Annotated in this window: 19 protein-coding genes and 1 pseudogene; 10 read left to right on the top strand and 10 right to left on the bottom strand. The window is 65.5% G+C overall.

The window, feature by feature from the left end; translation table 11 throughout:
• Positions 1 to 10: 10 nt before the first annotated feature.
• The 7 genes from FDW83_RS17365 to glyA all read right to left on the bottom strand — a co-directional run bounded on the left by FDW83_RS17365 (position 11) and on the right by glyA (position 6544).
• On the bottom strand, positions 11 to 844 hold the full coding sequence (locus FDW83_RS17365) for an exodeoxyribonuclease III (RefSeq protein WP_138139330.1): 834 nt from the start codon (positions 842 to 844) through the stop codon (positions 11 to 13).
• Positions 845 to 854: 10 nt separating this feature from the next.
• Positions 855 to 1406: a hypothetical protein gene (locus tag FDW83_RS17360; protein ID WP_138139329.1), complete on the bottom strand. Its 552-nt coding sequence runs from the start codon at positions 1404 to 1406 to the stop codon at positions 855 to 857.
• 142 nt (positions 1407 to 1548) lie between these two features.
• Positions 1549 to 2391: an ABC transporter permease gene (locus FDW83_RS17355; RefSeq protein ID WP_138139328.1), complete on the bottom strand. Its 843-nt coding sequence runs from the start codon at positions 2389 to 2391 to the stop codon at positions 1549 to 1551.
• A complete protein-coding gene (locus tag FDW83_RS17350) occupies positions 2388 to 3239 on the bottom strand; it encodes an ABC transporter permease (protein ID WP_138139327.1) in 852 nt (283 codons plus the stop codon). The genes FDW83_RS17355 and FDW83_RS17350 overlap by 4 nt, the downstream gene beginning before the upstream one ends.
• A complete protein-coding gene (locus tag FDW83_RS17345; RefSeq protein ID WP_240721038.1) occupies positions 3232 to 4194 on the bottom strand; it encodes an ABC transporter ATP-binding protein in 963 nt (320 codons plus the stop codon). Before FDW83_RS17345 ends, FDW83_RS17350 begins: the two co-directional genes overlap by 8 nt.
• 145 nt (positions 4195 to 4339) lie before the next feature.
• On the bottom strand, positions 4340 to 5242 hold the full coding sequence (locus FDW83_RS17340; protein WP_138139325.1) for a bifunctional methylenetetrahydrofolate dehydrogenase/methenyltetrahydrofolate cyclohydrolase: 903 nt from the start codon (positions 5240 to 5242) through the stop codon (positions 4340 to 4342).
• 3 nt (positions 5243 to 5245) lie between these two features.
• Positions 5246 to 6544: a serine hydroxymethyltransferase gene (glyA, locus tag FDW83_RS17335; RefSeq protein ID WP_138139324.1), complete on the bottom strand. Its 1299-nt coding sequence runs from the start codon at positions 6542 to 6544 to the stop codon at positions 5246 to 5248.
• A gap of 274 nt (positions 6545 to 6818) precedes the next feature.
• Here glyA and purU point away from each other — a divergent pair, with 274 nt between their 5' ends.
• Positions 6819 to 7679, top strand: a complete 861-nt coding sequence (gene purU, locus FDW83_RS17330; protein ID WP_138139323.1) for a formyltetrahydrofolate deformylase — start codon at positions 6819 to 6821, stop codon at positions 7677 to 7679.
• A gap of 153 nt (positions 7680 to 7832) precedes the next feature.
• Positions 7833 to 8351, top strand: coding sequence for a gamma carbonic anhydrase family protein (locus tag FDW83_RS17325; protein ID WP_138139322.1), 519 nt, complete (start codon positions 7833 to 7835; stop codon positions 8349 to 8351).
• A 30-nt stretch (positions 8352 to 8381) separates the two neighbouring features.
• Here FDW83_RS17325 and FDW83_RS17320 read toward each other — a convergent pair whose 3' ends face one another.
• Both FDW83_RS17320 and FDW83_RS17315 read right to left on the bottom strand, forming a co-directional pair.
• Positions 8382 to 10118 carry an NAD(P)/FAD-dependent oxidoreductase gene (locus tag FDW83_RS17320; RefSeq protein WP_171027603.1) on the bottom strand — a complete coding sequence of 579 codons (1737 nt, stop codon included), beginning with the start codon at positions 10116 to 10118 and terminating at the stop codon, positions 8382 to 8384.
• Between the two features lie 50 nt (positions 10119 to 10168).
• Complete coding sequence (locus FDW83_RS17315; protein WP_138139321.1) at positions 10169 to 11689, bottom strand: amino acid permease; 1521 nt, start codon at positions 11687 to 11689, stop codon at positions 10169 to 10171.
• A 111-nt stretch (positions 11690 to 11800) separates the two neighbouring features.
• On the opposite strand from FDW83_RS17315, the gene FDW83_RS17310 reads away from it, so the two are divergent.
• Positions 11801 to 13444, top strand: coding sequence for a PucR family transcriptional regulator (locus FDW83_RS17310; RefSeq protein ID WP_138139320.1), 1644 nt, complete (start codon positions 11801 to 11803; stop codon positions 13442 to 13444).
• 21 nt (positions 13445 to 13465) lie between these two features.
• Here FDW83_RS17310 and FDW83_RS17305 read toward each other — a convergent pair whose 3' ends face one another.
• Complete coding sequence (locus FDW83_RS17305) at positions 13466 to 14260, bottom strand: nitrilase-related carbon-nitrogen hydrolase (RefSeq protein ID WP_138139319.1); 795 nt, start codon at positions 14258 to 14260, stop codon at positions 13466 to 13468.
• Positions 14261 to 14463: 203 nt separating this feature from the next.
• On the opposite strand from FDW83_RS17305, the gene FDW83_RS17300 reads away from it, so the two are divergent.
• From FDW83_RS17300 to FDW83_RS17265, 7 genes and pseudogenes are all read left to right on the top strand, one after another.
• Positions 14464 to 15654 carry an ROK family transcriptional regulator gene (locus tag FDW83_RS17300; protein ID WP_138139318.1) on the top strand — a complete coding sequence of 397 codons (1191 nt, stop codon included), beginning with the start codon at positions 14464 to 14466 and terminating at the stop codon, positions 15652 to 15654.
• Between the two features lie 132 nt (positions 15655 to 15786).
• A complete protein-coding gene (mmsA, locus tag FDW83_RS17295; RefSeq protein ID WP_138139317.1) occupies positions 15787 to 17343 on the top strand; it encodes a multiple monosaccharide ABC transporter ATP-binding protein in 1557 nt (518 codons plus the stop codon).
• A gap of 43 nt (positions 17344 to 17386) precedes the next feature.
• A complete protein-coding gene (gene mmsB / locus FDW83_RS17290) occupies positions 17387 to 18673 on the top strand; it encodes a multiple monosaccharide ABC transporter permease (protein WP_138139316.1) in 1287 nt (428 codons plus the stop codon).
• Positions 18674 to 18723: 50 nt separating this feature from the next.
• On the top strand, positions 18724 to 19818 hold the full coding sequence (locus tag FDW83_RS17285) for a sugar-binding protein (RefSeq protein ID WP_138139315.1): 1095 nt from the start codon (positions 18724 to 18726) through the stop codon (positions 19816 to 19818).
• 741 nt (positions 19819 to 20559) lie between these two features.
• Positions 20560 to 21630 (top strand): Gfo/Idh/MocA family protein, encoded by a 1071-nt coding sequence (locus FDW83_RS17275; RefSeq protein ID WP_138139314.1) that lies wholly within the window; start codon positions 20560 to 20562, stop codon positions 21628 to 21630.
• 180 nt (positions 21631 to 21810) lie between these two features.
• Positions 21811 to 22740 carry a hypothetical protein gene (locus tag FDW83_RS17270; protein WP_138139313.1) on the top strand — a complete coding sequence of 310 codons (930 nt, stop codon included), beginning with the start codon at positions 21811 to 21813 and terminating at the stop codon, positions 22738 to 22740.
• Between the two features lie 90 nt (positions 22741 to 22830).
• Positions 22831 to 23202: pseudogene (locus tag FDW83_RS17265) on the top strand (DUF320 domain-containing protein); the annotation flags it as partial.

The following is a 23202-nucleotide window of genomic DNA, read 5'->3' as shown; positions in this document are numbered from 1 at the left end:
TTTCGATGGCTTAGAGCTGGTAATCCACTACCAGCGGGGCATGGTCGGAGAATCGGGTGTCGTACGTGGCGGCGCGGTCCACGACGGCCGAGATGGCCGAGGACGCGAGTTTCGGACTGGCCAGGTGGTAGTCGATGCGCCAGCCGGCGTCGTTGTCGAAGGCCTTGCCGCGCCAGGACCACCAGGTGTATGGCCCGTCCATCTCTCCTGCCATGGCGCGGTGAACGTCGTGCCAGCCGATGTCCTCGCCGAAGAACCGGTCAAAGTAGGCACGTTCCTCCGGCAGGAAGCCGGCCTTCTTCAGGTTGCCCTTCCAGTTGCGGATGTCCAGCGGCGTGTGGGCGACGTTGAGGTCGCCCACCACCAGGGCGTGGTCACTGTGCTTGGTCAGCTCAGGCAGCCGGACGCTCATGGCATCCAGGAAGCGGTACTTGTCGTCCTGCTTGGGCGTGCCCGCCTCGCCGGAGTGAACGTAGGCGCTGGCCACCGTGAGCTGCACCCGCTCCCCCGCGGCGTTCGTCTGCCGGAAGTCGGCTTCGACCCAGCGTCCCGCCGTCGCAAAGTAGTCATCACCGATGCCGTTGCGGGTGGCCAGCGGCTCTTCCCGGGAGGCAATCGCTACTCCCGCGCGTCCCTTGGCTTCCGCTTCGGCATGCAGGATATGCCAGCCATCGCCCAACAGCTCCCGGACGATTGAGTCCGGTGCGCGGACTTCCTGGAGGCAGAGGATATCCACATCGCGCGGCTCCAGCCACGCCGCCATGCCGTTCTTGTAGGCAGCACGGAGCCCGTTGACGTTGACTGATGCGACGCGCAGGAAATCCTTGTTCAATGCCGAGCTCACCCGCTCCACTTTAGTCGATGATGGTGCCGGCAACCGGCTCCCCGCTTCCGCCCGAGGACTTGATCATGTCCCGGGCATTCGTGGCAGTGATCTCGATGGTTTCCAGCGCGCGGTTGATCGTGTCCTGGTTTGCGGCAGCTCCCTTGGCGCGTTCCTCTTCCACAACGCGGATCTGCACCTGCACGATCTTGAATGAGTGGTCCAGCTTCAGGTCGCGGACCTCATCGGCCTGGCTCCGTTCGGCAACAACGCGCGTTCCGCCCTGGTCCGCGGTGGCGTAGCGTCCGCGGCCGGTGAAGGCGTTCTGCGCCTCGGTCAGCTTGGCACCGGCCTTCTTGGCGGCCTTTTGGATGCTGAACACCACGAAGCATGCCAGGGCGAGCCAGAAGCCGGCGATGATGGCAACTACCCAGCCCACGACGTCGTTCTGGTTGGCGGCGAAGATGACGGCAACCACGAATGCCGTCACCAGGACCATCAGCCCGGGACCGCTGATGCGGAACATGGAGAATCCGCCCTTGGCGGGTTTGGAGGATGACGCAGAGCTGCCCAAAGATCGCATGAAGCTATTCTCTCAAACCCCGCAGAGTGCTCCGGCCGGCTTCCACCTCCGGCGAACACCCCTCCCTCCCCAACTCACTCGCAGTTAACGCACTGAAAACCCGGTTTGAGTGCGTTAACTGCGAGTCAGTTGGGCGGCAGTGCTATTTGAGGAACAGCGCGCGCAGGCGGAGGGTTGTCAGCAGCATTCCGACGGCGGTCATCGCCAGGTAGTAGCCGATGTGGACAGGGGTGGCGGCCGTGAAGGTTCCCACGCTGATCTGGCGCAGCAGTTCCACCCCGTGCCACAGCGGCATGGCCTGGATGAACCACTGGATGGGCTCCGGGTAAACGCTCAGCGGGTAGAAGGTGGCACTGAACAGGAACATCGGAAGCAGGATGAAACTGATCCAGTCCATCTGCTGGAAGGTCTTCAGGAAACTGGTGATGCCCATCCCCATGCTTGCGAAACCAAACGCGATGAGGACCGAGGCCGGAACCATGAGGAGCGCCCACGGGGAGGTTATCAGCCCCATCACCCCCATCACGGCGGTGAATCCGGTGGCGTACAGCATGCCGCGGAGCAGCGCGAGGAAGATCTCGCCCAGGGCAACGTCCAGCGGACCCAGCGAGGTGTAGAGCATGCCCTGGTACAGCTTGGCGAAGTGCATCTTGAAGAAAACGTTCCAGGTGGAGTCGTATACGGCCCCGTTCATCGCGGACACGGCAAGCAGCGCGGGGGCGATGTAAGCGGCGTAGCTGATCTCCCCGCCGCCCGGCCCCTCCACTGTGCCCACGATCGCGCCAAGGCCAACACCCATGGAAACCAGGAACAGGACAGGCTCGAAGAACCCGGACAGCATCACCAGCCAGTTGCTGCTCCGGGTGGCCATCAGGCCGCGGGAAATGACTGCCCGGGCGTTGCGTGAGTAAAGCGGACCAAAGGCCCTGTTCCGTGCCTCCTCCGCGGCCCCGGGGTGCTCAGCCCGGCGGACGTCCGGACTCATTGCCCCATCCGCTTCTCGAACCGGCGCCGGGTCAGGATCCAGCCAACGATGGCGAGTCCCGCCAGGACAGCGACGTGCACCATGGTCAGCAGCGGCGGTTCCCCGTAGCCGTAGCCGGCCACCCGGCCCAGTTCCGTGCCGTGCCAGATCGGCGAGATCCAGCCGATCCACCGGAGGGCCAGCGGAAGCGTGTCCAGCGGGAAGAATGTTCCGGAGAACAGGAACAGCGGCATCACGATCAGCCGCATCACCAGCGCGAACTGGCCCTTGTCCTCGGTGATGGATGCCGAGTACGCCATCAGCGGCAACCCGAAGGACAACCCGGCGAGGGTGGCGGCCAGGATGCCCAGCCACGCCCCGCCGTGCGGCGTGGCTCCGAACATCGCCACGGCGGCGAAGTAGATGGCCGATTGCAGGAGCAGGCGCAGCGTCACGGCCATAATGTGTCCGGCCGCGATCTGTGAGGGCGTCAGCGGTGAGGCGTGCGGGCCAAAGTAGGTCCGGCGCCATTTGAATCCCGCCATCACGGGGAAGGTGAACTCGTTGGCGGCGGTCATGACGGCGGCGGACACCAGCAGCGCGGGCGCAATGAAGGTGAGATAGCTGACGCCGCCAAACGCCGCGGCGTCCTGGCTGTCCACCAGGGTTGCCAGGCCAACGCCCATCGCAAACAGGTAAGCAACGGGCTGCCCCACGCTGTACATCAGCATGGACCAGGCGTAGTTCTTCATCACCCGGAGCACCTGCTCCGCATAGTAGAACGCTCCCCACCGCCGGGCCTTCGCGGCAGCCACTTCCGGGCTGTGGGCGCCCAGGCCTCCGGAACGCGGAGCCTGCACGTCAGTCAACGAGGCTCCGTCCGGTGAGGCGCAGGAAGACGTCCTCCAGGGACGACCTGCGCACCAGGGACGTCAGCGGCCGCAGGCCGCGGGAGGCCACCTGCTCAAGTGCGCCCTCGCCGTCGTGTGCGTAAATCAGCACGCGGTCCGGCAGGACCTCGAGCCGCTCGCCGATACCGTCCAGCTGCGCGGCGATGGTGGTGTTGCGCTCGGATCCGAAGCGCAGTTCCACCACTTCCCTGGTGGAATGGTCCCGGATGAGCCGGGCGGGCGACCCTTCGGCCATGATCCGGCCCTTGTCCACCACGATCAGCCGGTCGCACAGCTGCTCCGCCTCGTCCATGTAGTGCGTGGTGAGGATCAGCGTGACGCCCTGTTCCTTGAGCCGGAACAGGCGGTCCCACAGGATGTGGCGTGCCTGCGGATCCAGCCCGGTGGTGGGCTCGTCCAGGAGCAGGATGCGCGGTTCGTTGATGAGCGAGCGGGCGATGGTGAGCCGCCGCTTCATGCCGCCGGACAGGGCATCCACCTTGGACTTTGCCTTGTCCGTCAGCTGGGCGAACTCCAGCAGTTCGTCGGCCTTGGGCCCCAGGTAGCTCATGGGCAGGCCGAAATACCGGCCATAGATGAGGAGGTTGTCCCGCACCCGCAGTTCCTCGTCCAGGTTGTCCTGCTGCGGCACCACGCCCAGGTGCGCCCGCACTTCCGGTCCGTGCGAGTCCGGGTCCAGGCCCATGATGCTGAGCTTGCCGGACGTCCGGCCGGTAACACCGCCGATCATCTTCATGGTGGTGGACTTGCCCGCGCCGTTGGGGCCCAGCAGGCCGAAGGACTCACCCGCCGACACGGAAAAGGAAATGCCGTCCACCGCGGCCACATCGCCGTAAGTCTTGGTCAGGTTTTCCGCCGCGATGACGGTGCCGGCATGCGGCAGTCTGCCGGAACGGGTGCCCGCCGGCATCATGGCTTCGTTGTGCACCCTTCGCACACTAGTAGAGCTGCGGGACAGGTGGAAGGGCACTTCCAGTGCCGCCCGCTCTAACTACGACGGCGGCGCGGCGCCTTTCGTGCGAAAGGGGCCGCGCCGCCGTCGTACGCTTTGCGGGTAACTACCGGGCGGGCTGCGCCTGGCGTTCCGCCGCCTCGACCACGTTGGTCATCAACAGCGCCACCGTCATGGGCCCGACGCCCCCGGGGTTGGGCGAGATCCAGCCGGCCACCTCGGCAGCGGCGGGATCGATGTCGCCGTGGACCCGGCTCTTGCCGGTCTCGGGGTCGGTTTCGCGGGTCACCCCGACGTCCAGCAGCGCCGCCCCCGGCTTCACGTCAGAGGCCTTGACGATGTGCTTGACGCCCGCAGCACCCACGATGACGTCCGCCTGCCGCAGTAGCCCGGACAGGTTCTTCGTGCCCGTGTGCGTCAGGGTCACGGTGGCGTTCACGTCCCGCCGCGTGAGCAGCAGGCCGATGGAACGGCCGATCGTGACGCCGCGGCCCACCACGACAACATGCTTGCCCGCGAGGCTGTAGCCGTTGCGCTCCAGCAGCTCGATGACGCCGCGGGGCGTGCACGGCAGCGGCGAGGTGATCCCGGTGTTGACGTTGAGTACCAGCCGGCCAAGGTTGGTCGGGTGCAGGCCGTCGGCGTCCTTGGCGGGATCGATGCGCTCCAGGATGGCGTCCGTGTCCAGGTGCTTGGGCAGCGGCAGCTGCACGATGTACCCGTGGCAGGCTGGGTCCGCATTGAGTTCGTCAATGAGGGCCTCCACCTGCTCCTGGGTGGCATCCGCCGGAAGCTCGCGCTGGATCGAGTTCATCCCGATTTGCACAGACTGCTTGTGCTTCATGGAGACGTAGAGCTGCGAGGCAGGGTCCGCACCCACGAGCACAGTGGCGATGCCGGGGGTGACGCCCTTGGCCTTGAGTGCGGCCACGCGTTCGGTCAGCTCGGCCTTGATGGCAGCAGCGGTGGCTTTGCCGTCAAGGATCTGTGCGGTTGTGGTTTCAGCCATTGGTCACCACTGCTCGTGCTGGGGGTAGAGCGGGAAGTCGGCCGCCAGCTTGTCCACGCGGGCCTGCAGGGCGTCGACGTCGGCGCTGTTGCCTGCCTTGAGGGCGGTGGCGATGATCTCGGCAACCTCGGTGAACTCGTTTGCGCCGAAGCCGCGGGTGGCCAGGGCGGGGGTGCCGATGCGCAGGCCGGAGGTGACCATCGGCGGGCGGGGGTCGAACGGCACGGCGTTGCGGTTGACGGTGATACCCACGGAGTGCAGGAGGTCCTCGGCCTGCTGGCCGTCCAGCTGGGAGTTGCGCAGGTCCACGAGCACCAGGTGCACATCGGTGCCGCCGGTAAGGACGGAAACGCCTGCTTCTGCCACGTCGGCCTGGTTCAGGCGGTCGGCGATGATCCTGGCGCCTTCCAGGACGCGCTCCTGGCGCTCCTTGAATTCCTGGGTGCCGGCGATCTTGAAGGCCACGGCCTTGGCGGCGATGATGTGCATCAGCGGCCCGCCCTGCTGGCCCGGGAAGACGTTGGAGTTCAGCTTCTTTGCCCACTGTTCCTTGGCCAGGATCACGCCGGAGCGGGGACCGGCCAGGGTCTTGTGCACGGTGGAAGTGACGACGTCGGAGTGCGGCACCGGGCTCGGGTGCAGGCCCGCGGCCACCAGGCCGGCGAAGTGTGCCATGTCCGTCCAGAGCAGCGCGCCCACTTCATCGGCGATGGAGCGGAAGGCGGCGAAGTCGAGGTGGCGCGGGTAGGCGGACCAGCCGGCGATGATGACCTGCGGCTTTTCCTTGATGGCCTGCTCGCGGAGCTTGTCCATGTCCACGCGGAAGGTGTCTTCCTCCACCTGGTACGCCGCCACTTCATAGAGCTTGCCGGAGAAGTTCAGCTTCATGCCGTGGGTCAGGTGCCCACCGTGGGCCAAGGACAGGCCGAGGATCTTGTCGCCGGGGTTGATCATGGCGGAGAGCGCGGCAGCGTTGGCCTGTGCACCGGAGTGCGGCTGGACGTTCGCGAACTCGGCGCCGAACAGGGCCTTCACCCGGTCGATGGCCAGCTGCTCTGCAACGTCAACGTATTCGCAGCCGCCGTAGTAGCGGCGGCCGGGGTAGCCCTCGGCGTACTTGTTGGTGAGCACGGAGCCCTGGGCTTCCATCACGGCGCGGGGAGCGAAGTTCTCGGAGGCAATCATTTCCAGGGTGCCGCGCTGGCGGCCAAGCTCCTGGTCCAGGACTGCGGCGATTTCGGGATCGAGCTCAGCCAGCGGCTGGTTGCTGACGGCTGTGGTTGAGGTGGCTGTACTGGTCACGGAAACTCCTGGTGAGGGATGGAGGCACTGCTTAGGTCAGGCTACCGGCTGGCGCACTTTCCTGCCCTGTTGGTGAACAGACGTGAAAGCACGGCGATGACACTGCGGCACTGACGCGGCGCAGCCCCACTTCCGGCAAAACATGACCCTCGGCCCAGGCGTACGATCCGTGGTCTTCGTGATTGCCGCTCCCTGGTGGTTCGCCACCCAACGCCAGTTGCGACCTCCCCAGCCTACCAAAATCGCTGCCTTCCGCGCGGGTAGGCTTGTACGCGTGAGTGAACAGCAGCTGAACCAAGCGTACGTAGTAACCCTGTCCTGCCCGGACCGCCCCGGAATCGTCCACGCCGTGGCCGGCGCCCTGCTGGTGGCAGGCTGCAACATCACCGACTCACAGCAGTACGGCAGCCCCGCCACGGGAAACTTCTTCATGCGTGTTGAGGTGGTGACAGCTGCCTCCGGGTCCGAGCTGCGCGCAGCTCTTGAGCCCGTGGCCGAGGCATTCAGCATGCAGTGGAGCCTCAACACCGTCGGGCAGAAGGTCCGCACCCTCGTGATGGCCAGCACGTCCGCCCACTGCCTCAACGACCTGCTGTTCCAGCAGCGCTCCGGCACCTTGCCGGTGGAAATCCCGGCCATCGTGTCCAACCACCAGGACCTCGCCGGGCTGGCCAAGTTCTACGGCATTCCCTTCCACTACATCCCCGTGACCAAGGACACCAAGGCGCAGGCCGAAGACAAGCTGCGCGCCCTCATCGCCGAACATGACATCGAACTGACCGTCCTGGCCCGCTACATGCAGATCCTGTCCGACGAACTCTGCACCGAGTTGACCGGCAAGGCCATCAACATCCACCACTCGTTCCTGCCGTCCTTTAAGGGCGCCAAGCCGTACCACCAGGCACACGCCCGCGGCGTGAAGCTGATTGGCGCCACCGCCCACTACGTCACCGCCGCCCTTGATGAAGGCCCCATCATCGAGCAGGAAGTCATCCGCGTGGACCACGCCCGGACGCCCGAACAGTTTGTGCAGATGGGCCGTGACGTGGAGGGCCGCACCCTGGTCCAGGCGGTGCAATGGCACGCCGAGCACCGGGTGCTGCTCGACGGCAACCGGACTGTGGTCTTCAATTAGGTCACCCCCTTTACCCTCCCCCAACTAGATCGCACTTAACGTCGCGAAAACCCATTTTCCCGGCGTTTACTGCGAGCTAGTTGGGCAGGGCCGGGAGGGAGTCACAATCGCGCACCCGGGCGGCCGCGCGCAGGGGTGGCTTAGGGTGTTGCCATGGCTCCCCTGTACCCTTTTGCCGGCACCACCCCGGCTGTCCATGAATCAGCTTTCGTTGCGCCCACGGCCTCGATCATCGGCAATGCCAACCTGGGCCCGGACTCCAGCGCCTTCTATGGTGTCTCCGTCCGCGCCGACACCGCAGCCATCAGCGTGGGTGCGGGCAGCAACCTGCAGGACAACGTGGTGCTGCACGCCGATCCCGGGTTCCCCTGCATGGTAGGCGAGCGCGTGAGCGTGGGGCACGCCGCCGTCGTGCATGGCTGCACTGTGGAGGACGACTGCCTGATCGGTATGGGCGCAACTATCCTCAACGGCGCGGTGATCGGCGCCGGCTCGCTTGTGGCGGCCGGCGCCGTTGTCCTCGAGGGGACAGTGGTCCCGCCCCGCTCGCTCGTGGCGGGCGTCCCGGGCAAGGTGCGCCGCGAACTCACCGGGGAGGAGTACGACGGCGTGCGGGCTAACGCGGCGCGGTACGTGGAGTTGGCGGCGAAGCACCGCGAGTTGCATCCTTAGGTTTCGACAAGCTCAACTACCGGTGACGGGTTAGTCCAATGAAATGGGGCCCATCTCGTCCAGGAGGTCGCCCGGGCCGGGATTGCCCGGCGCTGAAGAGCCGCCCAGGTGCTGCACGACGCCCCAGACCGCGTTCAGCCCGGTGGTGACAGCGCCTTCCGCCCAGCCGGCAGTAAACGAAACGTCGTCGCCGGCCAGGAAAATGCCGCGCTGGGATTCGGGCAGCTTGTCCTGCTTGAAGTGAGTGAACAGCCGCTGCTGGTAGCGGTAGTGCCCCGGCAGGTTCGCTTTGAAGGCGCCCATGAAGTTGGGGTCGGCCTCCCAGGAAACGGTGATGGGCTGCCCCACGATGTGGCCGGCGATGTCAACGCCCGGGTAGATCTGCTCCAGCGAGTGCAGCATGAGTTCCACGCGTTCGTCGGCATCCAGGGCCAGCCACTTCAGTGCGTCGTCATTCCAGGTGTAGGAGAGCAGGATGACCGCCGGCTGGTCAGGCCCGTTGTCCAACAGGTAGGTGGCCCGGTTCAGCCGGTCCGTCAGGGTCATGGACAGGACCTCGTTGCCGGTCTCCGGGTCGATGTCCTTCCAGAACGGACGGTCCACCATCACGAACGTCTTGGAAGACTGCATGTAGTGCGAGCGCTCCATGGCGGTCCACAGCTCGGCGGGGAACAGCGCTTCCTCGGTATGGATCCGGGTGGACAGGAGCCAGGACTGGCAGGTGGTGACCACGGCCGGGTAGCTGGCCTCGCGGCCCCACCGTTCCCGGACCCGCAGGTTCCCGTCGGGGTCCCGGCTGATCTTTCCCACGGCGCCGCGGGGCGAGCCGGCGTGCAGAGACGCCAGGGAGGTGCCCTCCGGCCAGTGCTTCATGCCCGACGGCGCGTGCTGCCACAGTGCCTCGGGGAGCCTTTGCGCTCCCCCGCGGATCAGGCGGTGCTGGTCGTCCGCGTCCGTATACACCACCCGCAGGATTTCCAGGATCGAGTTGGGGAAGTCGGTGTCCCAGCCGCCGGTGCCGAATCCCACCTGCCCGAACGCTTCCCGGTGCGCGAACCCTGCTTCCTTGAAAGACTCGCTTGCGGCGATGAAGCCATAGAACGTCTGCTCGTCCATCAGCGGGAGCAGTTCGTTCCACAGTTCCTTGATCCGGGCCGTGTCCCGTCTACGGATGGCGTCCTGCATCTCACCGAATTTGGCGCCGTCGTTCACGGCGTCCTTCCAGGCGTCGGCGACTTCCCTGAAGAACGGGGGCAAATCGGAGGGCTTTTCCGCGTAGTGCTTCCTGCCGGCCAGCTCGATCACCGTGCTGGACGTGGCTTCGGCGAGCGGGTTCGGGAAGTCCTGGGTTTCCAGTCCCAGCAGGTCCACGTAGTGGTAGAAGGCCTTGCCCGACACCGGGAAGCGCATGCCGCCCAGGTCCGCCACCACTCCCGGGGCTGCCGGGAAGGCCGCCGTCCGCAGGCGCCCGCCGATCCGGTCGGCCTCGTACACCACCGGCCGCAGCCCGAGCTTCATCAGTTCGTATGCGGTCACCAGCCCGGACAGTCCTGCCCCGATGACCGCCACCTCGCTACCCAGCAGTTCCCCGGGCACGGACCCCAGCCCGTCCGGGTGGGCGAGGTAATGGTCGTAGCTGAACGGGAAGTCCGGGTTGAGCATGGTGATGGGAGCCGTCTGCGCCTCCGGACGGCGGCGCCGCGCGTCCTCCGCGAGGGTGGAGGTGCTGGACGGGTCGGAGGCCGGAAGCTCGGTGGCGATGGTCATGGAATGTCTGCCTTATGTTCGTGCGTGGTGTGGAAGGGGTGCAGGATAGGTCAGGGCTTGACGGGGCAGGGCCTTGTTGCGGCCGTGGCGGACAATTCAAGGTATTCCTCGTTGTCCAGCGCCGCCACTTTGGAGTTGCGGCGTCCGTAGCCGAAGTAGGCGGCCAGTCCCACCAGCATCCAGACGGCGAAGGTTGCCCAGGTGTCCGCTCCGAGGTTGACCATGAGGTAGACGCACATCAGGGCGCCGAGGATGGGCGTGAGCGGAAACAGCGGCACCCGGAAAGTCCGCTCCAGCTCCGGGCGTGCCCGGCGGAGGTAGATGACGGCGACGTTGACCAGGGCGAACGCGAACAGGGTGCCGATGCTGGTGGCGTCCGCGAGCGCACCCAGCGGCACCAGCCCGGCGGTGAGCGCGACGGCGATGCCCACCAGGAGCGTGCCTGCAACGGGAGTGCCGGTGCGGCGGGAAACGCGCCCAAAGATGGCGGGAATAAGGCCGTCCCGGGACATGGACAGCAGGATGCGGGTCTGCCCGTACAGGACGGTCAGGACGATGCTCGCGATGGCCAGCACGGCGCCGGCGGCAAAGATCAGTGCCATCCAGGGCTGCCCGGTGATTTCCTCAAGGATCTTCACCAGCGCCGCCTCGGTGCCGTCGAACCAGCCCCAGGGGCGGGCGCCGATGGCTGCAACTGCCACCAGGACATAGATGGTGGTGACGATCAGCATGGAGAGCATGATGGCGCGCGGCAGGTCCCGCTTGGGATTGCGGGCTTCCTCTCCCGCGGTGGAGGCGGCGTCAAAGCCGATGTAAGAGAAGAAGACGCGGGAGGCTGCGGCTGAGACACCGGCGGCGCCCATCGGCAGAAGCGGCTCGAAGTTCCCGGCGTTGAAGGCGGTGAACGCGACGGCGCAGAAGAAAACCAGGATGCCCACCTTGACCACCACAATGGAGGTGTTGATCCAGGCGCTTTCCTTGGCACCGCGGACCAAAAGGACGGTAGCGAGCACCACGATGACCAGGGCGGGGATGTTGACCACACCGCCGTCTCCCGGCGGCTGCGAGAACGCATCCGGCAGCACCGAGCCGAAGACGGCCAGCGTCTCGTTGACATACTGTCCGGCGCCGACGGCCACTGCCGCCACGGACACCGCGTATTCCAGGACCAGGCACCAACCGCAGATCCAGGCCATGCCCTCGCCCATGGTGGCATAGGTGTAGGAGTAGCTCGATCCGGCCACCGGAACCAGGCCCGCCATCTCGGCATACGAAACAGCTGACAGCAGGGCCGCAAGGCCTGCGATGGCAAAGGAGATCCAGATGGCTGGACCGGCCAGTGGAACAGACTCGCCCAGGATCACCAGGATGCCCGTGCCCAGCGTGGCACCCACGGAGATCATGGTCAGTTGCAGGACACCAAAACTGCGCACCAGGCGCGGACCGCCCTGCCCTGCTTCGGCTTCTTCAACCATCTGCGCGATCGGTTTGCGGCGCAGCAATTGCGCGCCAAGGGTGGGCCGTCCGGCGCCGCGGGCCGGAACCGGGCCGGAGAGTGTAGGCACAGTCATCATTGACGTCCGTTCGTAGGTCGGTAGGTGGTTGGACTGGTTTTCCCCTCCCCCAGCCTAGGGTTGTGAGACGCATCTCAACCTGTGCAAAGTGACCTATAGTCTTCAGGCATGAGACGCAATGCACCATCACTCGCAGAAGCGGCAGCAGGTCTGCCCGCCCAACTGGATGCCGTGACCTTGGGCCATTTCCTGGCGGCGCTCCCCGCCGGCGTGGTGGTGCTGCATGATGCCGGCAACAGCCGGGCGCCGCTGCGCTGGGTGGAACCCAGTGAACTGGAGGATCCCACGCCGTACCTGCTGGACGGCGAGTTCGTACTGACGGCGGGCCTGCCCTTCCGCAGCAACGGACAGGAGCACGACGGCGGCACGGCCTCGGGCAGCGCAGGTGCGCGCGGGCAGGTGGCCGGGGCCGACGATTATGTCCGGAGGCTGGTGGCAGCGGGAGTTGAGGCCCTGGGATTCGGCCTTGAACCGTACTTCACTGCGGTACCTGATGACATCGTCCGTGCCTGCCGGGAGCACGGCCTGACACTGGTGGAGGTTCCCGCAAGTATCCCGTTCGCCGCGCTCGGGCTCGAGTTTTCCAAACTCCTGGAGTCCGGTAACGCCCAGGTGTTCCGCCAGCTTGCCGAGACTAACCGCCACCTGATGCGGGCCGTCCTGTCCGCGCGGCCGGAGCATGAACTCCTCGCAGCGCTGACACAACGGGTCCCGGCCTGGGCTGTCCTGGTCGGCGCTGACGGGAGGGTGCGTGCCCGCGCGGGCGCCGCCGTCGAGCCTTCCGCCCTCCAGCCCCTGGTTAAAAGGCTCCTCGCGGGAAGCGGGCCGCGGGTGGAAACCGAGGCGTTTGATGCGTCCGGTTCCGCCATGGTGTTCGGTCATCCGCTGCGGAGCAGCAGGGATGCCACGCTTGGCGGCCTGGTGCTGGGGACCGACAAGCCTCTAAGCCCGGCCCAGAACAGCGTGGTCTCCTCCGTGGTGGGCCTGCTGGAACTCCTGGTCCGGCAGCGGACCAGCGGCTCCCTGGCGCCCAGCCAACTGGCCACCGCCCTCCTGCTCCATCCTGAAAGCCTCGCGGGCGCCAGCAGCAAGGAGCTGGACAACATGCGGGACCTGCTGGCCCAAAGCGTAGGCGGCACGCGCACCGTTCCCTTGCGGGTGATCCAGGGCGTTCGCACCGATGCAGTGGACACCCGGGACGGACCGGTCCGGGAACTGCTGCAGTGGCGGCGGCTGTTCGATACCAAGATGGTGGAGCTCACCGGCTACGGCTTCGCAGCCGTGACACGGCTGAAGGTGGATGACCAGTTGCTGGCGGAGGTGGAGCAGCTGGGATGGCTGCTGGTGGTCGGTCAGGCTGCCGAACTGCCGGGACTGGCCGACGCCTACCGGAAGGCATCCGCCCTGCGTCCGCGGGTGCTGGCCACAAGGAGGACGGTCCGCGAAGAAGAGCTGACGTGGTCCGTTGCCGGACTGCTGGGAGGCGATGCCGGCGCAATGCTGGCTGCGAGGCTGCTGGCACCGGTCCTCGAGCAGGAGACGGGCCGCCGGGACAACCAGCTTCAGGTCCTGCGCTCGTGGCTGGGCGCCAACGGCAACTGGGACGCCACCGCCAAGGACCTGGGCCTGCACCGTAACAGTGTCCGCCGCCAGGTCAATGCGCTGGCGGAACTTCTGGACCTGGACCTGGGACTGGCGTCAACGCGGGCGGAGTTGTGGATCGCCCTTCAGTTTGTTGAGGGTGTCCGCTAACGGGCAGCGCAGCCCTGCCGTTCACGCCTCCCACGTGCGGTAGACGTCCGGCCTGCGCTCGTCCAGGTAAGGTACAGCGGCCCGCTCACGGCGGACGGACTCCCGGTCCACCTCTGCAAACAGCAAGTGCGGCCCTTCACCGGCTGCCGCGAGGAGCCTTCCGTCAGGACCGGCGATCACGCTGCCGCCCAGGAACCTGCAGCCATCCTCGATTCCCGAGTGGTTGGCATAGGCGATGGCAAGCTGGCTTTCCAGGGCCCGCGCCCGCAGCAGCACTTGAGGTACATCATCGAACCCGTGCGCCAGGGCGGTTGGCACCAAGAGCAGCTCGGCTCCGCCCGCTGCCGCTGCCCGCACCGCTTCCGGGAATTCCACGTCATAGCAGATCACCATGGAAGTGGGGATGCCCTTGAAGTCCACGACGGCGGGGCGCTCTCCGGCAGGCGCAAAGGCGGCCCGCTCGTCGGAGCCGAACAGGTGCACTTTGCCGTACTCCAACAGCACGGTGCCGTCGGCGTCCACCAGGGTGGCACTGATCTGCCAGTCCCCTTCCGGGGTCACCCGCGGCAGGCTGTACACGAGCCCGATGCCGTTGTTGCGCGCGATGTCCGCCAGCTTCTGGTGGAGCACCGGCAGGAGGGCAGGGTCCAGCTTCGCCCGGACGGGCATCGGGGCGTATCCGACAGGAAAAAGCTCAGGGGTCACCAGCACGTCGGCGCCGGCGGCGGCAGCTTCGCGGGCAGCAGCATCAACAGCGGCGCAATTTGCCTCAGGATCAAGGACCTCAGAGTTTGCCTGCAGGAGTGCCAGCAGCACTGCTACCACCTTCCATCATCGGGCGCGTCCCGGAACCGGGTTCTTTCTCCAGCCTAACTACCGGCAGGGTAGAGCTGCGGGTCCTTTTGCACCACGAGACACCGGCTTCCGGCCGGATCGTCCTGCCTCTACTGTTTTCCCTCAACGTGCCTTTTGCGTTAACTTCTTGACTCCAAGACGAGCGATAGGGCAATGTTCTTAGCATGTCCGCAACCCCGCGCTCAACGAGGAGCAAGCCGAAGAATCCCGGTTCACAGTCCGCCCTGCGGCAGCTTAACCAACAGCGGATCATCGAGAGCCTGATGGACGGCCCCTCCACCCAGGCCGAGCTGGCCCGGCAGACCGGCCTGTCCACGGCCACGGTCTCAAATATCGTGAAAATCATGCTTGACTCGGGGCTGGCCTCCACGGAACCGATCACCAGCTCCGGGAGGCGCGCCCTCAATGTCCGGCTCAACAGCAACGGCGCCGTCGCCGTCGGAATCGACTTCGGCCGCCGGCACCTGCGGGTGGTCCTCGCTTCGCTCAGCTACCACGTCATCGCCGAAGAATCCGTCATGCTTCCGCTTGGCCACCAGGCTGAGGAAGGCATCCAGGCCGCGGTTGCCCTCCTCGACAAACTGCTCCGGGACAGCGGTGTGGACCGCTCCGCAGTGGTGGGGGCCGGCGTCGGAATTCCCGGCCCCATCGACCGCCGCACAGGCACCGTCGCGCAGGGGGCCATCCTCCCGGAGTGGGTGGGGATCAATATCCTGCAGCATCTTGAGGAAACCTTGAGAATCCCCGTGTTTGTGGACAACGACGCCAATCTCGGCGCCTGGTCCGAGGTCACCTGGGGGCAACACACCGGGGTCAGCAACCTGCTGTTCCTGAAGATCGGATCCGGCATCGGCGCTGGCCTGATCCTCAACGGCGCCCCCTACTACGGGAATGTTGGGATCACAGGGGAAATCGGCCATGCAACCATCCACGAGCAGGGACTTGTGTGCCGCTGCGGGAACCGCGGCTGCCTGGAAACCATCGCCTCAACCACCACCATGATCGAGCTCCTGAGCCGCGGCGGGGACAGGCCGCTGACCCCGGCGGACATCGTCCGGAAGGCCCTCAACCGGGACCCGGCCACCCTGCGCGTGGTGGACGATGCGGGCCTTTCCGTAGGCCGCGCCCTGGGCAATGTCGCCAACCTGATCAACCCGGAGGTGATCGTGGTGGGCGGGCCGTTGGCAGGCCTCGGGGACCTCCTGCTGGAGCCTATCCGGCGTGGTTTGGTCCGGCACGCCGTGCCGGTCATCGGCGAAACCACAACGCTGGCCATGTCCTCTCTCGGGGACCGGGCGGAGGCATTGGGAGCGGCCGCCCTGGTGTTCCGCCACGCCGGCATTCGAAAGACGTAAATCGTTTTCGTTATCCAGCCGTTGCGTTAAAGACTTGACGACAACTGCCGTGATCAAGTTTACTTTTGCATCAGACGGCCCTGCGCTTTGCCGGCCGGACAAAGAAGTCATTGCATTGGAGGGTTAGGGCATATGACGTCCCAGACCACGCAAGCGGAGCCGATCATCCTGGAGATGCGCTCCATAACCAAGGAATTTCCCGGGGTCAAAGCCCTCTCGGACGTGAACCTCCGCGTGAAGGCGGGGGAAATCCACGCCATTTGCGGCGAGAACGGCGCCGGAAAGTCCACCTTGATGAAGGTCCTGTCGGGGGTCTACCCGCACGGAAGCTACGACGGTGACATCGTCTATCAGGGGCAGGTCCAGCAGTTCAAGGACATCCGCGCCAGCGAGCACGCAGGGATCGTGATCATCCACCAGGAACTCGCGCTGATCCCCGAACTGTCCATCATGGAGAACATCTTCCTCGGCAACGAACCCACCAAGCGGGGCGTCATCGACTGGTCCGAAGCGCGTATCCGTTCCACCGAGCTTCTGGCCCGGGTGGGCCTGCGGGAAAATCCGGACACGCCCATCAAGGAAATCGGCGTCGGCAAGCAGCAGCTGGTGGAAATCGCCAAGGCGCTGAACAAGTCCGTCAAGATCCTCATCCTGGACGAGCCCACCGCGGCGCTGAACGAGTCGGACTCCCAGCACCTGCTGGACCTCATCCTGGGACTCAAGGGCCGCGGGATCACGTCCATCATCATCTCCCACAAGCTCAACGAGATTGAACAGATCGCCGACTCCATCACCATCATCCGCGACGGCAAGTCCATCGAGACGCTGGACGTCAAGGCGGACGGCGTGGACGAGGACCGCATCATCAAAGGCATGGTGGGCCGCACCCTGGAGTCGCGGTTCCCGGACCACACACCCAAGATCGGCGAGGTGTTCTTCGAGGTCAAGGACTGGACGGTGGGCCACCCCAACGTCCAGGACCGGCTGGTCTGCAAGAACTCCAGCTTCTTTGTCCGCCGCGGCGAGATCGTCGGGTTCGCCGGACTCATGGGCGCCGGCCGCACCGAGCTGGCCCGCTCGGTCTTCGGCCGCTCCTACGGGCGGTTCATCAGCGGCCACATCTACAAGGACGGGAAAGAGGTGGTCCTCAAGAACGTCCGCCAGGCCATCGACGCCGGGCTGGGCTATGTTACCGAGGACCGCAAAACCCTTGGCCTGAACCTGCTGGACGACATCAAGACCACCACCGTCGCCGCCAACCTGCGCAAGATCAGCCGCAACTCCGTGGTGGACCCCAACCAGGAGTTCACGGTGGCAGAGCAGTACCGCAAGTCGCTGCGCACCAAGACCCCGTCGGTGGAGGAAGGCGTTGCCAAACTCTCCGGCGGCAACCAGCAGAAAGTGGTCCTCGCGAAGTGGATGTTCACCGACCCCGACCTGCTGATCCTTGACGAGCCCACCCGCGGCATCGACGTTGGCGCCAAGTACGAGATCTACGGCATCATCCAGCAGCTCGCCAACCAGGGCAAGGGAGTCATCGTCATCTCCTCGGAACTCCCCGAACTCCTGGGCCTGTCCGACCGCATTTACACCATCTTCGAAGGCGCCATCACCGGTGTCCTGAACAAAGACGAGGCCAGCCAGGAAAGCCTGATGAAACTGATGACCTCGGCCCGCAAAGCCGCCTGACCCTCTGGATCATCCAGAACCTTCCGGACACAAGGACTGAACCATGAACGCCCTCAAGAAGCTGTTTGGCGGCAACACCCGCCAATTCGGCATGATCTTCGCCCTCGTGGCACTGATCATCTTCTTCCAGATCGCCACCGAAGGCCGGACACTCACCCCCGGCAACGTCATCAACCTCTTCAACGGCAACTCCTACATCCTGATCCTCGCCATCGGCATGGTCCTGGTCATCATCGCCGGCCACATCGACCTTTCCGTCGGTTCCGTGGCCGCGTTCGTCGGTGTTACTGTCGCCCTCGCCATCCGCGACTGGGGCATCCCCTGGTACGCCGGGGTGCTGCTGGGGCTGCTGCTCGGCGCGCTGATCGGTGCATGGCAAGGCTGGTGGACGGCCTACGTGGGAATCCCGGCCTTCATCGTGACCCTGGCCGGCATGCTCCTCTTCCGCGGCTTCAACCAGTTCGTCGGCAAGTCCAACACCATTCCGGTCCCGAACGACTTCCAGTACCTTGGCGCCGGCTACCTTCCCGAGGTGGGACCCAACACCGGGTTCAACAACCTCACCCTGCTGCTGGGCATCGCCGCCGCCGCATTCGTGGTCTGGGGCGAGCTCCGCTCGCGTGCCCGCGCCAAGGCCCTGGGTGCCGAGGTTCCGGAAATGTGGGTCACCGCCCTGAAGCTGGTCCTGATCGCCGGCGCCATCCTCTACGCCACCTACCTGTTCGCCACCGGCCGTCCCGGCACGTCGTTCCCCATCCCCGGCCTGATTTTGGCCGTCCTGGTCCTGCTGTACGGCTTCATCTCCTCCCGGACCATCCTCGGCCGCCACGTGTACGCCGTCGGCGGCAACCGGCACGCAGCCGAACTCTCCGGCGTCCAGTCCAAGAAGGTCAACTTCCTGGTCATGATGAACATGTCCATCCTGGCCGGTTTGGCCGGCATGATTTTCGTCGGCCGCTCCACCGCATCCGGCCCGTTCGACGGCGTGGGCTGGGAACTTGACGCCATCGCCGCAGTCTTCATCGGCGGGGCCGCGGTCACCGGCGGTGTGGGCACCGTGGTTGGCTCCATCGTTGGTGGCCTGGTCATGGCCGTCCTCAACAACGGCCTGCAGCTCCTGGGCGTCGGCGCCGACCTCACCCAGATCATCAAGGGCCTTGTCCTCCTGATCGCCGTCGCATTCGACGTCTACAACAAGAGCCAGGGCAAGAGGTCGATCATCGGCCTCCTCACCAGGAACTTCAACCGCCCCGCCGGCGGTGGCCCCAGCAACCCCCTCCAGTCCGACGAAACCACCTCCACCAAGGAAGCCATCGCTCGGGAAGCCTGAGCTTCGCAGCCTGGACACCGTTACACCACAACAGAGAAAGAGAACCAACAATGAAAGTGTTTGGTAAAGCAGGAAAGGCCGCAGCAGTTGCTGCCATCGCAGCACTGGCGCTGACGGGCTGCGGACGCTCCGAGACCACGACAGGCGGTGCCACCGAAGGCGGCGGCTTCGAGCAGAACGCCTCCATCGGCGTCGCGCTTCCGCAGAAGACCAGTGAGAACTGGGTCCTGGCCGAAAAGCTGTTCAACGACGGCCTCAACGGTGCAGGCTTCAAAGCTGACGTGCAGTTCGCCAATGGCGGCGTGTCCGAGCAGCAGAACCAGGTCAGCGCCATGGTCACCAAGGGCGCCAAGGTCATCATCGTGGGCGCCATCGACGGCACGCAGCTCGGTACCCAGCTCAAGCAGGCCAAGGATGCCGGTGCCACCGTCATTGCCTATGACCGCCTGCTGCTGAACACCGAGAACGTGGACTACTACGTGGCCTACGACAACTTCAAGGTAGGTGAACTCCAGGGCCAGGCACTGCTGGAAGGCCTCCAGGAGAAGAAGGGTTCGGGTCCCTACAACATCGAACTCTTCGCCGGTTCCCCCGACGACGCCAACGCCAAGGTCTTCTTCGACGGCGCCATGAGTGTCCTGCAGCCCAAGATTGACGACGGCACCCTCAAGGTCGTTTCCGGCCAGACCAACTTCGAGCAGGCCGTGACCCAGGGCTGGAAGGCCGAAAACGCACAGCGCCGCGCTGACACGCTGCTCACCGGCAGCTACACCAGCGAGCCCCTGCACGGCGTGCTGTCCCCGAACGACACCCTGGCCCGCGCCGTCCTGACCTCCGTCAAGGCTGCCGGCAAGGAGCTCCCGATCGTTACCGGCCAGGATTCCGAGGTTGAATCGGTCAAGTCGATCATGGCCAACGAGCAGTACTCGACCATCAATAAGGACACCCGCAAGCTCGTTGAGCACGCCCTCACCATGGTCAAGGACCTCCAGGCCGGCAAGGAACTGGAGATCAATGATCCCAACTCCTACAACAACGGCGTCAAGACCGTTCCGGCCTACCTGCTGGAGCCGGTCATCGTGACCGCCGAGAATGTGAAGACCGCCTACACTGACGATCCGGTCCTCGGCCCGATCACCAAGTAGCAGGTCTGATACAGGTCAAGCCCGGTCCCCTTTTCAGGGGGCCGGGCTTTTCCGTGCGTGGTTGCGGCTACTGCTACACGTACACGGTGAGCAGACCGGGTCCCGTGAACTGCAGTGCGTGGTTCCGCATTGCCTCAGGCGTAATGAATGCTTGAAGCTGTAGGCATCCGCCGGGTTCCAGCCGACGACGGGTGGTGAACTCCCAGCCCGTCCAGTCGGGGGCCGGGGTTCCGGACAGTTCCGCTTCAAGAGCGGTGTCCGTTGTAGCTGTTCACCACTGGTGGCGCTGAGGATCACGATGTTGGCGCAGTATTCGCTCCACACCTTTCCGTCCGGCCCGAAGCAGGAGATGTACTTCTGGATGTCGTAGCCCGGGGCGTAGTCCCGCTCGCCGAGCATGCGGCCGTCGGCTGCCTGGTTTTCGTCGATTATGCCGTTGACATAGAGGACCTTGGGTGCCGTCGATGCGCCCCTCTTTGCCAGCGCCGCCCGCTGCGGCGGGGGCGGCGGAAGCGAGTCCCGCGGCAAGCGCCACGGCCGATACGGACGCGGCAAATTTCGCTGTCCTCCGCAGCCTATCGAAAGTAACAGTGCGACCGCAGCCGCTTTCGGCTGGCAGGCAGGCCGACAGAGGAGCCCACCGCAGCCAGCGGGCACTCCCGGTGACTGACCAGCGGGACGGGGGTGCCCGCCATCGTGCCCTCCCCAAGCCCTCCCGCGCGCCTGTGGCAGGATGGGCGCATGAGTGCCCCCATCGCAACGCCGTGGTTGTCCAGCCAGTCCGATACGGATCCCCGTTCCGCCTCCGGCGCTACCCTTCGGTGGGGCATCATCGCTACCGGCGGAATCGCCCGGTCCGTGGCGCAGGACCTCGCGCTGCTGGCCGACGCCGAACTGTACGCCGTCAGTTCCCGCGAGCAGGCCACAGCGGATGCGTTCGCCGCCACCTACGGGGTTGGTAAAGCGTACGGGGACGACGGCGGGGTGCACGGCTACCAGCGGCTCCTCGCCGATGACGGGGTGGATGTCGTCTACGTGGCCACGCCCCACGCCCAGCACCACGAAATTGTGCTCGCAGCACTCAATGCCGGCAAGCATGTCCTCTGCGAAAAGGCCTTCACCATCAACGCGCGCGAGGCTGCCGAACTGATCGATGCAGCGCGCGGCCGGAACCTTTTCCTGATGGAAGCGGTGTGGAGCCGCTTCCTGCCCGGCATGCAACGGGCGTTCGAAATTGCCGCTTCGGGTGAACTTGGAGACATCCATTGGGTCACCGCGGACCTCGGCTTTCCCGCCCCCTACTCCCCCACTTCCCGGCTTTGGGCGCGCCAGGACGGCGGGGGAGCGCTGCTCGACATCGCGGTCTACCCGCTGCTGTGGGCGCTCGGGACCCTGGGTTTCCCCCAGACCGTGAGCGCGACGGGCTTTGTGAATGACGACGGCGTGGACTCTCAGAACGCCTTGACGCTCGGGTACAGCCATGCCGCCCAGGTCCAGCTCACCTCATCGCTGTTGTCCCATGGCCCGCGCACTGCAACAGTGGCAGGCAACCGGGGCTATCTGCAAAGTGTCGGTTCCATCAACAATCCCCGCCACCTTGTCGTGGCCACGGGGCGGGATGAGCGACGGACGGAAGAGTTCGATGTCATCGGCAAGGGGTACACCTATGAGCTGCGTGAGGTGACCAGGTGCATCCAGCAGGGACTGACCGAGAGCCCCGTGATGCCGTTGGAGGATTCGCTTAACACCATGCGGCTTTTTGACGGTGTGCGTGCCCAGATTGGCGTCACCTATCCGAACGACAAGCACTGAATTCCGGCGGTACCAGCGTTATACCTGCTAAATGCCGTCACAGGCATAAGAGGTGCCTGTCACGAATCATGCCGATGTTTTCTGTTTTGTCGAATTGTTTTAGGAGTCCCTAGACTTTCTGCAATATCTCGTTTTACCCTATAGACGTTGTCGAATGCATCAGTACTGGGGGTGGTACGCATGGGTGAAGCTCGTTCCCCGTGGCGTGCCCTGCGGCCTGTCCTTTTGGCGGGCGCCGCGGCGTTCACCTGGCTGAGTTTTTCTTCGACCGCCGCGTCTGCGGACACCCTGCCGGACACATCTTCGCTGCTGGGGGGCGTCACCGGTTCAGTTACATCGGTGACGGAGAACTTGGTCCCGGCCGTGCCTGCACCGCCAGCTTCCACTCCCGCTGCCCCGCCTGCCAGCGGCTTGGTTCAACCAATTGTCGGCCAGCTTTCGGGCGGCGTGGATGACCTGATTACGGCCTTTCCAGTGGTGAACCAGGTGGTTCCCGCTGGCACTGTTTCGTCAGTGTCGGCTCCTGTGGCCCATATCGCAGACGGAGCAACTGCAACCCTTGCCGAAACTGTGGTCCCGCCGGTTGCTGAAGCCATTCCGGTGCTGGAGCCCGTGGCAAACCTCGTCACCGGCACTGCACCGTTGCCGGCACCGGTTCCCGAGTTACCCGCAGTTGTGGTCGAAGACGGCGCTCCCGTCCTTCCGGAGCCCGCAGCGGCAGACCTGGAAGGCGCATCCCTGGAAGCTGCGGACGCGGCTTCCGGCGAGTCCGCCGTCGAGATTCGCCGTGAACAGGCACCCGCTTCGGCCGTAACCGCCGCGGGCGCCCTTGCGGTAACTTCTGCCTTCCCGGCAGCAGCGGAGGGCGCCGCTTTGATGAGGAGCGGCGACACCGCGCCTGCGCACCCGTCGTCCTACCCGATCCACGCTCCGGCTGTTCCCGGTTCCGGCGCGGGCAGTGGCGGCCTGACCGGAGGCGGTTCCGGCTCCGCAGCATGGCTGAGCCTCTTTGACTTTGCCTTCCCCCTCGCTGGCCTTGTCATTGCCGGTGAGGCACCCGATCATGCCCTGGCACCGGTGTCATTCGACCCCGGTTCTTCTCCTGACTAGTTGAGTCCGCCCTGCCCTCTTAGGGCAGCACGCGTCCCCACGGGCAGCTGGAACAGCGCCCATAACTCAACTTTTTCAGGAGACACCACCATGAGTTCCAACCTTCGCAGGGGGCTGCTTGGCACCCTCTTTGCCGGAGGGCTTCTGGCCCTCGGCTGCACCGCGGCCAATGCTGCGGACACGACCAGCGGATCGGATCTTTCCGCTTCCGCATTGATCTCGGCGGGGGCGTCCGCTGATACGACGTCGTTGGGCCTGCTGGGTGACCCAACGCCGTCCGACTTAGCGGACGTCGCCGCCGTAGTGGACGTCGCGCTAGGGACTGCCACTGGAACCGACACCACCGCAGACGTCGCTGCAATAGCAGACGTCAACCTCGGCCTCGGCGGCACCGACGGGACCGCCGCTGACGCAGACGTTGCCGCTGACGTGGCCCTGGGCCTGGGTTCCGCCACCGGAACC

The sequence above is a fragment of the Pseudarthrobacter sp. NamE2 genome (genome assembly GCF_005796205.1).
Taxonomy (GTDB): domain Bacteria; phylum Actinomycetota; class Actinomycetes; order Actinomycetales; family Micrococcaceae; genus Arthrobacter.
Note: the sequence above shows the minus strand (reverse complement) of the source record. Positions and strands in the feature narration are given on the sequence as shown.

What these genes read in the sequence shown, in the direction of transcription:
- FDW83_RS17360 (WP_138139329.1), bottom strand. Translation starts at nt 1,406, where the DNA reads ATGCGATCTTTGGGCAGCTCTGCGTCATCCTCCAAACCCGCCAAGGGC.
- FDW83_RS17355 (WP_138139328.1), bottom strand. Translation starts at nt 2,391, where the DNA reads ATGAGTCCGGACGTCCGCCGGGCTGAGCACCCCGGGGCCGCGGAGGAG.
- FDW83_RS17345 (WP_240721038.1), bottom strand. Translation starts at nt 4,194, where the DNA reads ATGATGCCGGCGGGCACCCGTTCCGGCAGACTGCCGCATGCCGGCACC.
- FDW83_RS17340 (WP_138139325.1), bottom strand. Translation starts at nt 5,242, where the DNA reads ATGGCTGAAACCACAACCGCACAGATCCTTGACGGCAAAGCCACCGCT.
- FDW83_RS17325 (WP_138139322.1), top strand. Translation starts at nt 7,833, where the DNA reads ATGGCTCCCCTGTACCCTTTTGCCGGCACCACCCCGGCTGTCCATGAA.
- FDW83_RS17320 (WP_171027603.1), bottom strand. Translation starts at nt 10,118, where the DNA reads ATGACCATCGCCACCGAGCTTCCGGCCTCCGACCCGTCCAGCACCTCC.
- FDW83_RS17315 (WP_138139321.1), bottom strand. Translation starts at nt 11,689, where the DNA reads ATGACTGTGCCTACACTCTCCGGCCCGGTTCCGGCCCGCGGCGCCGGA.
- FDW83_RS17310 (WP_138139320.1), top strand. Translation starts at nt 11,801, where the DNA reads ATGAGACGCAATGCACCATCACTCGCAGAAGCGGCAGCAGGTCTGCCC.
- FDW83_RS17300 (WP_138139318.1), top strand. Translation starts at nt 14,464, where the DNA reads ATGTCCGCAACCCCGCGCTCAACGAGGAGCAAGCCGAAGAATCCCGGT.
- mmsA (WP_138139317.1), top strand. Translation starts at nt 15,787, where the DNA reads ATGACGTCCCAGACCACGCAAGCGGAGCCGATCATCCTGGAGATGCGC.
- mmsB (WP_138139316.1), top strand. Translation starts at nt 17,387, where the DNA reads ATGAACGCCCTCAAGAAGCTGTTTGGCGGCAACACCCGCCAATTCGGC.
- FDW83_RS17285 (WP_138139315.1), top strand. Translation starts at nt 18,724, where the DNA reads ATGAAAGTGTTTGGTAAAGCAGGAAAGGCCGCAGCAGTTGCTGCCATC.
- FDW83_RS17275 (WP_138139314.1), top strand. Translation starts at nt 20,560, where the DNA reads ATGAGTGCCCCCATCGCAACGCCGTGGTTGTCCAGCCAGTCCGATACG.
- FDW83_RS17270 (WP_138139313.1), top strand. Translation starts at nt 21,811, where the DNA reads ATGGGTGAAGCTCGTTCCCCGTGGCGTGCCCTGCGGCCTGTCCTTTTG.